Annotated in this window: 15 protein-coding genes, 1 tRNA gene and 1 other RNA gene; 11 read left to right on the top strand and 6 right to left on the bottom strand. The window is 64.6% G+C overall.

Features of this window, described 5'->3' with window-relative positions:
- Window positions 1-227: 227 nt before the first annotated feature.
- Together Har1129_RS07655 and Har1129_RS07650 are read left to right on the top strand one after the other, a co-directional pair.
- The gene (locus tag Har1129_RS07655) at window positions 228-914 is read left to right on the top strand and encodes a PHP domain-containing protein (protein WP_151100120.1); all 687 of its coding nucleotides are present in this window, start codon (window positions 228-230) and stop codon (window positions 912-914) included.
- Window positions 914-2008, top strand: coding sequence for an asparagine synthase C-terminal domain-containing protein (locus Har1129_RS07650; protein ID WP_151100119.1), 1095 nt, complete (start codon window positions 914-916; stop codon window positions 2006-2008). The genes Har1129_RS07655 and Har1129_RS07650 overlap by 1 nt, the downstream gene beginning before the upstream one ends.
- A gap of 7 nt (window positions 2009-2015) precedes the next feature.
- Here Har1129_RS07650 and Har1129_RS07645 read toward each other — a convergent pair whose 3' ends face one another.
- Window positions 2016-2492 carry an NUDIX hydrolase gene (locus Har1129_RS07645; protein ID WP_151100118.1) on the bottom strand — a complete coding sequence of 159 codons (477 nt, stop codon included), beginning with the start codon at window positions 2490-2492 and terminating at the stop codon, window positions 2016-2018.
- A gap of 44 nt (window positions 2493-2536) precedes the next feature.
- Window positions 2537-3511 (bottom strand): transcription initiation factor IIB family protein, encoded by a 975-nt coding sequence (locus tag Har1129_RS07640; protein ID WP_151100117.1) that lies wholly within the window; start codon window positions 3509-3511, stop codon window positions 2537-2539.
- A gap of 223 nt (window positions 3512-3734) precedes the next feature.
- Between Har1129_RS07640 and gatC the strand changes: the two genes are divergently transcribed.
- From gatC to Har1129_RS07625, 3 genes are all read left to right on the top strand, one after another.
- Window positions 3735-4013 carry an Asp-tRNA(Asn)/Glu-tRNA(Gln) amidotransferase subunit GatC gene (gatC, locus tag Har1129_RS07635; RefSeq protein ID WP_151100116.1) on the top strand — a complete coding sequence of 93 codons (279 nt, stop codon included), beginning with the start codon at window positions 3735-3737 and terminating at the stop codon, window positions 4011-4013.
- Window positions 4010-5287 (top strand): Asp-tRNA(Asn)/Glu-tRNA(Gln) amidotransferase subunit GatA, encoded by a 1278-nt coding sequence (gene gatA / locus Har1129_RS07630; RefSeq protein ID WP_191906191.1) that lies wholly within the window; start codon window positions 4010-4012, stop codon window positions 5285-5287. Before gatC ends, gatA begins: the two co-directional genes overlap by 4 nt.
- A gap of 72 nt (window positions 5288-5359) precedes the next feature.
- Complete coding sequence (locus Har1129_RS07625; RefSeq protein WP_151100114.1) at window positions 5360-5545, top strand: hypothetical protein; 186 nt, start codon at window positions 5360-5362, stop codon at window positions 5543-5545.
- Between the two features lie 28 nt (window positions 5546-5573).
- Here the strand turns inward: Har1129_RS07625 and Har1129_RS07620 are convergent, their stop codons facing one another.
- Window positions 5574-6677, bottom strand: coding sequence for a glycosyltransferase (locus Har1129_RS07620; protein ID WP_151100113.1), 1104 nt, complete (start codon window positions 6675-6677; stop codon window positions 5574-5576).
- Window positions 6678-6797: 120 nt separating this feature from the next.
- Between Har1129_RS07620 and Har1129_RS07615 the strand changes: the two genes are divergently transcribed.
- Window positions 6798-8120 (top strand): MFS transporter, encoded by a 1323-nt coding sequence (locus Har1129_RS07615; protein WP_151100112.1) that lies wholly within the window; start codon window positions 6798-6800, stop codon window positions 8118-8120.
- A gap of 24 nt (window positions 8121-8144) precedes the next feature.
- On the opposite strand, the gene Har1129_RS07610 is transcribed toward Har1129_RS07615, so the two are convergent.
- Complete coding sequence (locus tag Har1129_RS07610; RefSeq protein ID WP_151100111.1) at window positions 8145-9194, bottom strand: glycosyltransferase family 4 protein; 1050 nt, start codon at window positions 9192-9194, stop codon at window positions 8145-8147.
- 379 nt (window positions 9195-9573) lie between these two features.
- Here Har1129_RS07610 and Har1129_RS07605 point away from each other — a divergent pair, with 379 nt between their 5' ends.
- Genes Har1129_RS07605 through Har1129_RS07595 form a run of 3 tightly spaced genes read left to right on the top strand, consistent with a single transcriptional unit; the run spans window position 9574 to window position 11040 of the window.
- On the top strand, window positions 9574-9861 hold the full coding sequence (locus Har1129_RS07605; RefSeq protein WP_151100110.1) for a ribonuclease P protein component 4: 288 nt from the start codon (window positions 9574-9576) through the stop codon (window positions 9859-9861).
- 52 nt (window positions 9862-9913) lie between these two features.
- Entirely contained in the window at window positions 9914-10162 is a 249-nt protein-coding gene (locus Har1129_RS07600) for a YhbY family RNA-binding protein (RefSeq protein WP_151100109.1), read from the top strand.
- Window positions 10162-11040, top strand: a complete 879-nt coding sequence (locus Har1129_RS07595; protein WP_151100108.1) for a mechanosensitive ion channel family protein — start codon at window positions 10162-10164, stop codon at window positions 11038-11040. Before Har1129_RS07600 ends, Har1129_RS07595 begins: the two co-directional genes overlap by 1 nt.
- A 346-nt stretch (window positions 11041-11386) precedes the next feature.
- On the opposite strand, the gene Har1129_RS07590 is transcribed toward Har1129_RS07595, so the two are convergent.
- Both Har1129_RS07590 and Har1129_RS07585 read right to left on the bottom strand, forming a co-directional pair.
- Window positions 11387-11461 (bottom strand) — tRNA-Arg (locus tag Har1129_RS07590).
- Window positions 11462-11535: 74 nt separating this feature from the next.
- Window positions 11536-11811, bottom strand: coding sequence for a DUF5798 family protein (locus Har1129_RS07585; RefSeq protein ID WP_151100107.1), 276 nt, complete (start codon window positions 11809-11811; stop codon window positions 11536-11538).
- A gap of 79 nt (window positions 11812-11890) precedes the next feature.
- Here Har1129_RS07585 and Har1129_RS07580 point away from each other — a divergent pair, with 79 nt between their 5' ends.
- Window positions 11891-12304 carry a hypothetical protein gene (locus tag Har1129_RS07580; RefSeq protein WP_151100106.1) on the top strand — a complete coding sequence of 138 codons (414 nt, stop codon included), beginning with the start codon at window positions 11891-11893 and terminating at the stop codon, window positions 12302-12304.
- A gap of 79 nt (window positions 12305-12383) precedes the next feature.
- An RNA gene (gene ffs, locus Har1129_RS07575) (signal recognition particle sRNA) lies at window positions 12384-12696 on the top strand.
- Window positions 12697-12822 lie beyond the last annotated feature (126 nt).

Below are 12822 nucleotides of genomic sequence, written 5' to 3'. Positions count from 1 at the left end.
TTAACCCCCGCCAATCTGAGGGGGACGACTCATTCCTGCACACCGGTAACTATCACATGCGACCGTCGATTGACGGTCGTATCGTCGGGAAACGCACGCTCAGTCTCGTGGGACAGATGGGCGTTCCTTCGGGCATTCGGCCGCCATGGACACGGCGGCCGGTTTGTTCTCTGTGAGCACAAGGGCGGACCGGGGCGTTTTTGCCCTGCCACCCGCTATCGCCACCTGTGCAGTCGGTTGAGCTACACGCGCACTCGTCGCTGTCGTACGACGGCCGGGACCCGGTCGAGCTCCTCTTAGAGCAAGCCAGTGCCGTTGGGCTGGACGCACTGGCCGTGACTGACCACGACGAGATCGATGCCAGCCTCCGGGCGGCCGAACTCGCCCCGGAGTACGGTCTCGTCGGTATTCCCGGGATGGAGGTCACGTGTGCCGCCGGACACGTCCTCGCTCTGGGGATTCAGGAGGCGATTCCGCCCCACCTTCCCTTTGACGAGACGCTCGACCGGATACGTGATCAGGGCGGACTCGCAGTCGTCCCGCACCCGTTCCAAGAATCCCGACACGGCGTGTTAGAACACATCTCGAAGGCCGAACTCGCCACGGCCGACGCCATCGAAGTGTACAACTCACGGCTGCTGACCGGGCGGTCGAACCGGCAGGCCGAGCGATTTGCTCGCCGAAAAGGGTTACCGATGACCGCCGGCAGTGACGCCCACATCGCGGAGATGGTCGGGCAGGCAGTCACGAACGTCGGCACGGACGAACGGTCGGTCGACGCGATTCTCGACGCCATCCGCGAGGGCAAGACGACCGTCGAGGGCAAACGGACGCCGTGGCGGATCAGCTTCCGGCAGGCTGCTGGCGGTGCGAAGCGACGCGTCAAGAACGGCATCGCGGAGCTCCTACAGTGATGCAGGGGGTCGACGCGGTCACCGTCGCCGACGCTCTCGCAAGCGGCGACGCGCTTCCGGGCACCGGCGGGTTCGCGGGCGAACTGGACGGGACGCTCGTCCGCGACGTACTTGGGCGATATCCGCTGTTCGTGGAGCGTGCCGTTTCTGACGAGAAGCGACTCGGCCCCGGGCAGTGGAGCCACGACCCGACGACGCTGGCCGACCCGCGGTCGTTCCCCGCCGGCCATATTCGAACCGACAGCGGGACGCGACAACGGTGGTCGCTCCCGTCGCCGGAGCCGTTTGGAGACCGCGAAACGGCTATTGAGCGGGTCCGTGCCGCTGTCGAGACGAGCGTCGACGCCGTCGACACCGACGGCCTCGCAATCGCGTTCTCCGGCGGCGTGGACTCGGCGCTACTTGCAGCGCGGCTCGACGCGCCGCTGTACGTCGCTGGGTTCCCGGACAGTCACGACGTCGAGGCGGCGCGGTCAGCCGCGGACCTGCTGGGAACCGAGGTCCGCGTGGTCGAACTCACCCACGACGCCATCGAGCGGGCGGTGCCCGAAATCGCCCGCGCGACGAAGCGGACGAACGCCATGGACGTGCAGATAGCGCTCCCGCTGTATCTCGCCGCCCAGCGGGTCGCCGCCGACGGCTTCGACCGACTGGCGCTCGGCCAAGGGGCCGACGAGCTGTTCGGCGGCTACGCCAAAGTCGCCAAAGCCCCCGAAGACCCCCGGGTTGAGGCCGACACCGTCCGCGGAGCCCAGCGAGAAGTCATCGCTTCGCTCCCGGACCAGCTAGAGCGGGACGTGCTCGCCCTGCGGGCCGCCGGTGTCGAACCGGTGACGCCGCTGTTGCACGACCGCGTTGTTGATGCTGCCCTGCGTCTGGCCGGTGACCTGCTCGTCGACGGTGAGAGGCGGAAAGTCGCGCTCCGGGCGGCAGCCAGCGAGTCACTGCCCGAGGAGATAGCAACGCGTGACAAGAAAGCCGCGCAGTACGGCTCGCTCGCCGCACGGGAACTCGACCGTCTGGCCCGGCAGGCCGGCTACAAGCGCCGGATGGACGACCACGTCACCCAGTACGTCAAATCGCTCGTGCAGTGAGTCACGTCTAGGCCTCGCGCACCGCATCGATGGCCTGCTGGCCGATCTCGACGACATCTGCGGGGAGTTCATCGCTTCGGTCCTGCAGATCACTAGCAGTAAACCATTCCCAGTCATCAGCTGGCTGTTCGCCCGGTCCCGGCGTGATGTCGCGGCTGTCCGCGTGGCCGTAGAAGATAAAGTCGATGTGCTGGTGGCCGACCTCGCCCTCGGCGTTGACGTTGATGTCTTCGAGCAGAAAGTGCTGTGGCTGGGGCAGCGACTGGACCGTCTCGCTCTCGATGTCCTGCTGGGGTGCGATGAGGTCCACGTCGAGGCCCAGTTCCTCGCGCGTCTCGCGCAGCGCGGCCTCGTGGGGGAGTTCGTCGCGGTCGATGTGTCCGCCGGCGGGCAGCCACATGTCGAGCTTGCTGTGTTCGTGGAGCGCGACGCAGCCATCGCTGACGACGTAGACCGTCGCGACAAAATGCCGAGTGGTCTCCATACCCCCCGAAAGGGCGCAGTCGGTGGTTTAGGTTACGATACCGGTTACGGGTGGATGTTGTCTTCCGCTTCCAGCAGTTCGTGGTAGCGGTTGCGGATGGTGACCTCGGAGATGTTGGCGACTTCGCTGACCTGACTCTGGGTCACCTTCTCGTTGGTGAGCAGCGAGGCGGCGTAGACGGCAGCGGCGGCGAGGCCGACCGGCGACTTGCCGGAGTGAACGCCCTCTTGCTTTGCGTTCTGGAGGAGCTGGCGGGCACGGCGTTCGACCTCCTCGGAGAGGTCAAGGTCCGACGCGAACCGCGGGACGTAGCTCTCGGGGTCGGCCGGCTGGATTTCGAGGCTGAGTTCGCGGACGACGTAGCGGTAGGTGCGGGCGATTTCGTCTTTTTCGACGCGGGAGACGCCTGCGATTTCGTCGAGCGAACGCGGCGTCCCGGCCTGACGCGCGGCGGCGTACAGCGACGCCGTCGAGACGCCCTCGATGGAGCGGCCGGGAAGCAGGTCCTCGTCGAGTGCGCGGCGGTAGATGACGCTGGCCGTCTCGCGGACGTTCTCCGGCAGTCCGAGCGCGGAGGCCATGCGGTCGATTTCGCCCAGCGCCTGCTTGAGGTTGCGCTCCTTGGAGTCACGGGTACGGAACCGCTCGTTCCACGTTCGAAGGCGCTGCATTTTCTCGCGCTGGCGCGAGGACAGGGAGTTGCCGTAGGCGTCCTTGTCCTGCCAGCCGATATTCGTCGAGAGGCCCTTGTCGTGCATCATGTTCGTCGTCGGCGCACCGACGCGGGATTTCTCGTCTTTCTCCTTCGAATCGAACGCGCGCCACTCGGGGCCGGGGTCGATCTCGTCCTCCTCGACGACCAGCCCACAGTCTTCACACACCGTTTCACCGCGCTCGCTGTCGGACAGTAACGACCCGTTACACTCCGGACAGACGAGCGTCTCTGACTCCTCTTCGTCCGTCTGCTCTGTCTCCGTTTCGCGCTCGTTCGAGTATCGGCGGATGCTGGTATCGGTCATTTGTTGGATGGGGGCAACCGGGTATCGTACCCGAAAAACGTGTTGTATCCTATTGTTGTATCTACGGCGACTTAAAACTTTTGTCTGTTTCAGAAGTCCAATTTTCCGAAGGGAAAACAAGAGTTGGCAAATCTTGTGTATTCACTTCCTAAACTATTAACTATGCTATATTTTCGCCCAGTGTTTCGAAACGCTTACCGCGCATCCAGCACTCCGGCCCGACATGAGCGACCCCGCCGTCGATCCCGAGGAGGTCCGGCATGTTGCCGACCTCGCCCGTGTCGACCTCGCAGACGACGAGATCGAGCGGTTCACTGAGCAGTTTGGTGACATCCTTGATGCATTCGAAGCGCTTGACGATGTCCCAGAAACAGAACGAGAGGCTGAACTCTCGAACGTGATGCGCCCCGACGAGACACATGAAAGCCTCTCGCAGGAGGAAGCGCTCCAGAACGCCAACGACTCAGAAGAGGGGCAGTTCAAAGGGCCGAAGGTGTCATAATGGAGTACAACGGCTACATCTCCGACGAGACCATCGAGGGCGCCGAGGACGGCCCGCTGGCAGACAAGACCGTCGCGGTCAAGGACAACATCTCCACCGAGGGCGTCCGGACGACCTGTGGGTCGGCGATGCTTTCCGACTACGTCCCGCCGTACGACGCGACGGTCGTCGAGCGCCTGAAAGCCGCCGGCGCGACCATCCCCGGCAAGACGAACATGGACGAGTTCGGGATGGGGACGACCACCGAGACTTCCGCGTTCGGCCCCGTCGAGAACCCTGTCGCCGAGGGCCGCGTGCCGGGCGGCTCGTCCGGTGGCTCGGCCGCTGTCGTCGCCGCCGGCGACGCTGACCTCGCACTTGGGAGCGACACCGGTGGCTCCATCCGCTGTCCGGCCGCGTTCTGTGGCGTCGTCGGCATCAAACCCACGTACGGACTGGTCTCACGGTACGGCCTCGTCGCCTACGCCAACAGCCTCGAACAGATCGGCCCCATCGCGCCGACCGTCGAGGACGCCGCCGAACTACTGGATGTCATCGCCGGCCCGGACGAACACGACGCGACGACGCAGGAGGCCCCTGCGGCCGACGGTTCCTACGCGGCAGCCGCCGACGGCGATGTCGACGGGCTCTCTATCGGCGTCCCGACAGAACTGCTAGACGGGGCCGACGAGGCCGTCGTCGAGACGTTCTGGGCGGCGCTGGACGACCTCGAAGCTCAGGGTGCGAGCTACCACGAGGTCGACCTTCCCTCGGTCGAACACGCCGTCGAGGCGTACTACGTCATCGCCATGTCGGAAGCTTCCTCGAACCTCGCGCGGTTCGACGGCGTCCGGTATGGTCAGTCCGGCGGCTACGACGGCAACTGGAACGACTCGTTCGCCAACGCCCGCGAGGAGGGCTTCGGCGAGGAAGTCAAGCGACGGGTCCTGCTCGGCACCTACGCCCTCTCGGCGGGCTACCACGACAAGTACTACAAGAAGGCTCAGGACGCTCGCGCGTGGGTCAAACAGGATTTCGACGAGGCGCTGGACGATGCCGACGTGCTCGCCTCGCCCACGATGCCCGTCCCCCCGATGAAACGCGGCGAGAGCCTCGACGACCCCCTCACGATGTATCTGGCCGACGCCAACACGACCCCGGTGAACCTCGCGAACCTCCCGGCCATCTCCGTCCCGGCCGGCGAAACCGACGACGGGCTGCCGGTCGGACTACAACTGGTCGGACCGGCGTTCGGCGAACGGGAGATTATCCGGGCCGGCAGCGCGTTGGCCTGAGAACGCACGTCGAGACCGGCGCGGTCGCTCGCGAATGGGTACAGTTTACTCGCCGGCGACCCGAGAGAGCGTATGAGCGACGACGCTAACGGGCGATTGAGCTGGCTTCACTGGCCGACAGTCCTGAAGGGACTGGCACTGGGAATCGGGGCCGGCCTGATACTGGCCGTCTCACTGGGTGATTTCTATCTCGGGATACTGCTTGGCACGCTCAATGGCCTCGCCTTCGGTATCGGCTGGTCGCACTCGCGGGCCTGAGCTGCGCGAATTAAACGCCGGGGGACGGCTACAGCACGCTCTCGTACACGTCGGCGAGTTTGTCGATAGCGTGCTCGACGCTGATCACGCCGCGTCGGGCAAGACAGCGCTCCCGGAGCCGCGCCCGTTCGTCGAGAACGCGCCCGATAGCCCGGCGGAAGCCGTCGATGTCCCCTTCGTCGTAGGAGTATCCGGTTTCGCCGTCCTCGATGGTCTCACTGAGTGCGCCGGCGTCGACGCCGGCCACGGGCGTGCCACAGCAGTTGGCTTCTAGGGCAACCAGACCCTGTGTCTCGACGGGACTCGGGAACGCGAACACGTCCAGCGTCGAGTACAGTTCGGGGAGTTCCGCCCGGTCGAGAAAGCCGAGAAAGCGCACGTCGGCGTCGCTGCGTTCGGCCGCCGCTTCCAGCGATTCGCGGGCCGGCCCGTCGCCACCGAACACGACAGTCACGTCCAGTCCCTCGCAGGCCGTGATGATGTCTTCGAGGCATTTCTCGTAGCCGTGGCGGCCGGTGTAGCCGACGATGGGGCCATCTGGCAGGTCGTAGCGGTCTCGGAAGGCGGCGGTGTCGACCGGTTCGAAGACGGTCGTGTCGACGCCGTTCGGGACGACCGCCACCCTCGTATCGAGGTCGATAGACTCCCGGAGATGTGTGGCCGCGCGTTCGCCCGGCGCGATGACGGTGTCGGCACGGCTCAGAAACCAGCGTTCGTAGCTCTCGGCGCTGGACCGGACCGCCGATTCGACAGCCCCGTTGAAGGAGACGTACTCGGCGTACTCGCTCGTCGGCGTGTGATACGACGCGACAAAGGGTATATCGAGTTTCCCCGCAAGTCGCTGGCCCGCCATTCCGAGGCTGAAGGGGGTGTGGGCGTGGACCAGTTCGGCGTCCCGAACGCCCTTCGGTATCTGGGGCATCCCGAGGCGAAACCCCTCGTAGAAGGGAAACGGGAGGCTCCGGACCGGATACTCGTTGTCGGACGGTTCGTGGTCGCTTTTCGGGTAGACCACGTCCATGCGACCGCCGCGGTCGCGCCAGCGGTCCCGCCACGTCTCGACCGTGTAGGTCACCCCATTGACGGTCGGGAGGTACGTGTCGGTAAACGTCGCGACGTGCGGCAGTGTCATCGCCGCGGCGTAACAGTACCATGGGTTAAACCGTTGCCATTGGCACGCCATTTGTCAGACAGCTGTCTATAACCGGTAGACGCCAGAGTCCTTTTCAGAGACCGTGGCGGATTGTCGGTAATGGACCGAGACGGTTGGCTGTACGCTTGGGCACTCGCATCGGTCGCGTTGGGCGCGGGTTCGCTGCTTGTTCCGCTGTACTTCGTCGCCATCGGCGGCGAGACATTCATGCTTGGTGTCCTCGCCGGGGTGGCCGCCGCCGCGGGTGCGCCGGGTGCCCTCATCTTCGGGCGCGTCGCCGACAAAACGGGGAAGCGACGGTCGCTCGTCCTCCTCGCGCTGGGACTGGCGACCCTCGCGCTGGTGCTCGTCTCACTCACCGAGGAGCCGTGGCTGGTCATCGTCGGCAACGGCCTGCTGTGGTTCGCGGCGGGCGCTATCGCACCGGTGCTGACGTTGCTTGTCACCGTCGGAACCGTCGAACGGGACTGGCCGGCGCGGTTCGCCGTCCTGAACCGCTATCAGGGCTGGGGATGGGCTGGCGGCCTCGTCCTCGGGTTGGTATGGACGACGCTGCTCTCGGGACCACTCGGCCCCCTCGTCGCCCAGCAGTCGCTACTATGGGTGTGTGCGGCCGCGGTCGGCCTGTCGGCGTTTCTCGCTGCGAAGTGGCTGCCGACCGACCCCGCCGAACTCGACCGCCCGCGGGCCAGCCGGATGGCGCGGGCTATCGCACGGTCGCGTCGGCTTCCGGTCAGGAGCGCGACGTTCCCGGTTGGTCCGGGGCGACTGTACTGGCTCACGCGGTCGCTGCACCCACGGGAAGTCGCGGCCCGGTTCTCTCCGGCACTGACGATATACTTTGGCGGTGTCGTCGCCTTCTTCGTCGGCTTCGGCGTGTTCTGGGGACCGCTCCCGCTGTATCTCTCGCGGACGCTCGGCTACGAATCGGGACTCGTGTTTGCGCTGTATCTCGTCTCCAGCGTCGGCTCGGCGCTGTGGTACGACCGCGCTGGCTCGCTCGCCGAGCGGTACAACCCGAGCGGGCTTCAGGTCGGAAGCCTGCTCGCCCGCGCGGCGCTCCATCCGGCCGTTGCCGTCGTGGGACTCCTGCTGTCAGCGACGCTGCTGGGGACAATTATCAACGGCATCGTGTTCGTTCTCATCGGTGTTGCTTGGGCCGTCATCGCCGTTACCGCAGCAAGCGTCGTCACCCAGCTCGCACCGTCGGCCATCCGCGGCGAGGCGCTCGGCATCTACACCGCCGTCTCCGGGCTGGCAAGTGGCGTCGGGTCGATACTCGGCGGCTGGCTCGGCGGTTACGACTTCCTGTTTGCCTTCACCGTCGCCGGTGCGCTGGTACTGGTCGGCGCAGTGCTGGTCACGGTCGTCTGGCGGCGCTCGCCAACGGTATCGGTCGACAGCGAGCCGCTTTCGGCATAACACTCGCTCTGCTTCGAACGGCGCTTAGGCCAGTTCTTCGTACGTTTCGACGAGTTTCCGGCCGACCCGGTCCAAGCTGTGCTCTCTGGCTGTTTCCCTTGCGTTCTCGCCCAAGCGCTCCCGCAAGTCGGGATTCTCGGCGAGGCGCTCCAGCGCTTCGCGGAACTCAGCCTCGTCCTCGCAGATGAGGCAGTCATGGCCGTCTTCGTAGTACTCTCGGAAGACGGGGATGTCCGAGAGGACGACGGCCTTCCCACAGGCCATCGCCTCCAGCACGGCGATACCCTGATTCTCGGCCTTCGTTGGAAACAGGTACACGTCGCCGGCCCCGAACGCGCCGCGGATGTCGTCGACCCAGCCGGTAAACGTGACGTTTGCCGGCGGGTCGTTCACCCACCGCTTGACCGTCTTCGAGGCCTGCGGACCGGCGTCGTAGGGGCCGAACCACGCGAAGTCGTAGTCGGTCTGCTGTGCGAGCTCGCAGAACGTTGTCAGCCCTTTGCGCTCGAAGACGTTGCCGACGGCGAAGACGACCATCCCGTCGAGGTCGTAGCGCCGGCGGTAGTCCTCGCGCAGGCCCTCGAAGCCGTCGAGCGCGTCGATGTCGACGCCGTTTGACATCGGCCGTATCGGTGCGTCGACGGGGTACGATTCGAGGATATTCTTCGTGTACTCGGAGGGACAGAGGACCATATCGGCCTGCGAGTAGAACCACCGGAGGTACCGGCCCAGTGCCGGCGCGACCAGATTCGACCCGCGGAAGCTGTCCCGGAAGTCCTCGCGGGTGACGTGAGCGTGGAGGATCAGTGGAATGTCCGCGTGTGCCGCGTACCGGGCCACGGCGACGGAGCCCGGCCCGATCATGTTGCAGTGGGCAATGTCAAACTCGCGGAACATCGGGTCGTTGAAGGCGATATTGCCACCCAGTGCCCACGCCGGATGGCCCTCCTGCCAAGGCGTCGTCTCCACCTCGATGTCGGTCCCGGACAGCGCCGCCCGCTGGTGGTCGACGGCAGTGCCGATGCCCGACCGGTCGAGGTGGTCGGCCAGTTCGAGATAGTTCAGGACGCGCACGCCTCGGGACACTCCGGCCGGACCGAAAATCCTACCGACTTGGTCTGTAAGGATATGGGTGGACGTCTTTCGACAGTAGCTTAGAACAGCCAGACGGTCCACCGGTGTCGCCTGATCGCCCAACTACAGGGTGGACTGCAAGGGACGAGATGCTGGGCGTTCGAGAGCGTCCGAAAACCTTCGATTTTCGGGATGGCGAGAGAGCACTGCTCTACCGGACCACGACGGAAGCACTGCGAATAGGTGCGCGAACCGCGCAGCGAGTCGCAGTAATCCAGCGTCTCGGGCTTTCTGGCTGTTCACAAAGCGACCAAATGGTGCGTCGACTGTTGCTAGCTCGTCCGGAAGGCATTTTCCCGCCGCCGACCCAGTACCGTCTATGACGGACGAGGCGACCATCGCCAGCGAGCGGATCGAGCGCCTCCAGTCGCTCGCTCGTGAGGCGGTTCAGGTCGGCAACGGGGAGCGTGCCCGGTCGTACGTCCGGCGCGCTCGGCGTGTCGCCGAACGCCACCGCCTGCGCCTGCCACGGTCGTTCGAACGGTCGACGTGTGACGCCTGCGATACGTACCTGCTACACGGTCATAACGCCCGGTCCCGGACCCAGTCCGGCCACGTCGTCATCACCTGTGACTGTGGGTCACAGTCACGCTACCCGTACGACTGATGATTCTTTACGACTGCTGGTTTTAAGGGGCTGTCCTCGCTAAACGGTGTACATGAGTGACTCATCTCGACAGTCGCGGATACACGACCTCGACGCGACGCTCCGCGTCGGCAAACACGGTATCGAATCCGTAGCGGACGAACTCGACGACCAGCTGGAAAACACGGATCTCGTGAAGGTGAAGTTCCTCCGGTCGTCCCGGGGCGGCACAACGGCCGAAGAACTCGCTGAAGATCTGGCCGAGATGGTCAACGCCGAGGTGATTCAGGTGCGGGGCCACACCGCGGTGTTCAAGAAATGATGCAGGTCCAACCACTCGCCAACCTGCTTCAGGGCTTTGGCGTGCCGGCAGCCGGCTCAATCGCCTCGGCGATTGTCTTCGTCGTCGTCTTCGTCCTCGTCTACATTCTCGGGAAGGCGGTCGTGCTGCCGATTGTCGACCGGTCGCTCAAGTCCCGCGACCTCGATACCCATGCTCGGCGACCGCTGAAGAAGGTCGTCAGTATCGGTATCATCTTCGTCGCCATCTCCGTCGCATTCGGGATGGCCGAGTACGGGAACTTCCTGCAGTCGCTGGCAACCATCGCCGCCGCGGCGACGCTCGCTATCGGTTTCGCGATGCAGGACGTCATCAAGAACTTCGTCGCCGGCGTGTTCATCTACACCGACAAGCCGTTCCGGATCGGTGACTGGATCGAGTGGGACGGCAACTCCGGCGTCGTCGAGGACATTAGTCTCCGTGTTACTCGCGTCAGAACCTTCGACAACGAACTGCTGACCGTGCCGAACTCGAATCTGACCGACGGCGTGATCAAGAACCCAGTCGCCAAGGAGCAACTTCGACTGAAGTTCATGTTCGGCATCGGATACGACGACGACATCGACAAGGCGACCGAGATTATTCTGGAGGAGGCCCGGGACCACCCGGAGATTCTGGACGATCCCGAGCCGTCTGTCCGACTGACTGAACTCGGTGACTCCTCTGTGGGACTCCAGTCCCGCATCTGGATCGACGACCCGAGTCGTGCCGACTTCGTCAAGACCCGCGGGGAATACGTGACATCGGTCAAAGAGCGGTTCGACGCAGAGGACATCAACATCCCGTACCCGAACCGGACCATCGGCGGCGGGCTGGAGATGACCGGCCTCGACAGCGTCGTGGAACCGGCCGACGACTGAACCACACCGGGACTCCCCTGTGGGAGACCACGATACACGACTCCCAGTGCCCCCGTGCTCGTCTCGTGGCCTGTGTGAGGCTACGTCCCGTGTGCACTCTCGCTAGTGATTCTTGGTACGTCTGTCCCGCCCAAAGCTACGGGTGCTGAAGGGTTTGAGCCGCCTGCACTTCGCTCGCGACACTCGCACGTTCCGTCCCACAAATTACCGTCGCAGTCGCTCACGAATTTGTTCGCGACAGCAACGGGCGCTGAGGGATTTGAACCACGGTCGGAGCAAGCTCCTCCCTGATGCAAATCACTCAGCCGACGCTCATCAGCGCTCACTGTCGGTCGCGCAGAAGTCACGGGCGCTGAGGGATTTGAACCCCCGACGGTTTGGTCCGAAGCCAAGCACTCTGTCCAAGCTGAGCTAAGCGCCCTACGTACAATGGTATGATGACGTTATGGTTTAAACCAACCGGTTCCGCCGCGTCGTGGTACCGCAGTCACGGGATTACTCCGAAACCGCTTCAGCTGTGTCAGAATCAGTGTCAGCGGCGACCTCGGCCACGACCGCCTCCGTGTCGATGCCTCGTTCTTCGGCGAGCGCCTCGATGAGCGCGCGCTGTTCGGCCAGTTCCCGCTCCATCCCGTCGACGCGAGTGTTCGTCTCGTCGACAGTGCTTCGCAAGTCCTCGAGCTGTGTCTTCAGCTCGTTGACCTTCTTGTAGAGGTCCTCAGCGATGTCTGCGACCTTCTGTATCTTTTTCGCGGTGGAACCCAGTCCCATGGGCACAGGTACGGAGAGCCGACATTTCCTCGTTTCGCTCGAACGTCGCTGTTAAGACGCCGCCGGACCGAGCGACGGTATGGACGACTTGCGGCTCGCTCCGACTGTCGGCATCGTCGGCTGCGTTCTGTATCTCCTTGTACTCGCGGTCCCGTACGGGCTCGTTGAGACGGCGAGCGCCGTGGGAGCGTACTACAGTTCGGGCGCGCTCTCCCCGCTGCTGTCGGGCGTGTTCGCGCTTGTCTGCATCATCGTGCTGGCGGCCGGCCGCGAGGGTCGGTCGGACCCGAGTATCGCAGCGGGGGCCAGCATCGGCATAGGCGTGTTCATCGTCGCTCTCAGTGTTCTCTGGGCAGTCACTGTCCCCGAGAGCCTCGTGCTGGGGCTGACTGAGTCGACGCTGATGGAACACCACCGCTGGGGCGTCGTCCTCGCTGGCCTGCTCATACCGCTCGGTGGGACATGGTTCGCACGAGCGCTGGACCTGCTGTAAGCCGGTCTGCCCACCGGCGCGTCGTCCAGCGGTCTCTGGGCGCATCCGAAAGGCCCTTATGGGGCGGCGGCGGAATTTCAGATGGACTAGGTCGGGGGGCTAGGCCCCCCTCCTTGCCCGCACTGTGGTCTTGAGCGGGGACCGAACACCGGGGGCGTCCGGTCTGACGGACGTGGACCCCGTAAGCTAACATGGAAGCCTCGTCCCACGGGGACGGCGGTCCGCGTGGTCGCACCTGCAGGGGTGTGCCCACGTGGTTAAACGATGGCACTCCGCCAGGCACGGAAGTGAGCAGCGGACCATCGAACACCCGTCGCTCGTGGGGTCGCGGGGTGGAGGAGGCAAACGGGATTACCCGCGTCCGAACGCCGGGCCATCCGGGCTGTCCGTTCCATTCATACCTGCGTTTAATTCCCCTGAGTAGCCGTATCGCGGACATTTTTGCGGAGCACTATCGACTCAATCTGTAAGGAGTTCGCTAGCCAGCCCGCAGCGGTATTAGCTGAAAGAGCCTGTTA

The sequence above is a fragment of the Haloarcula sp. CBA1129 genome, from assembly GCF_008729015.1.
In the GTDB taxonomy this organism is placed as follows: Archaea; Halobacteriota; Halobacteria; order Halobacteriales; family Haloarculaceae; genus Haloarcula.
Note: the sequence above shows the minus strand (reverse complement) of the source record. Positions and strands in the feature narration are given on the sequence as shown.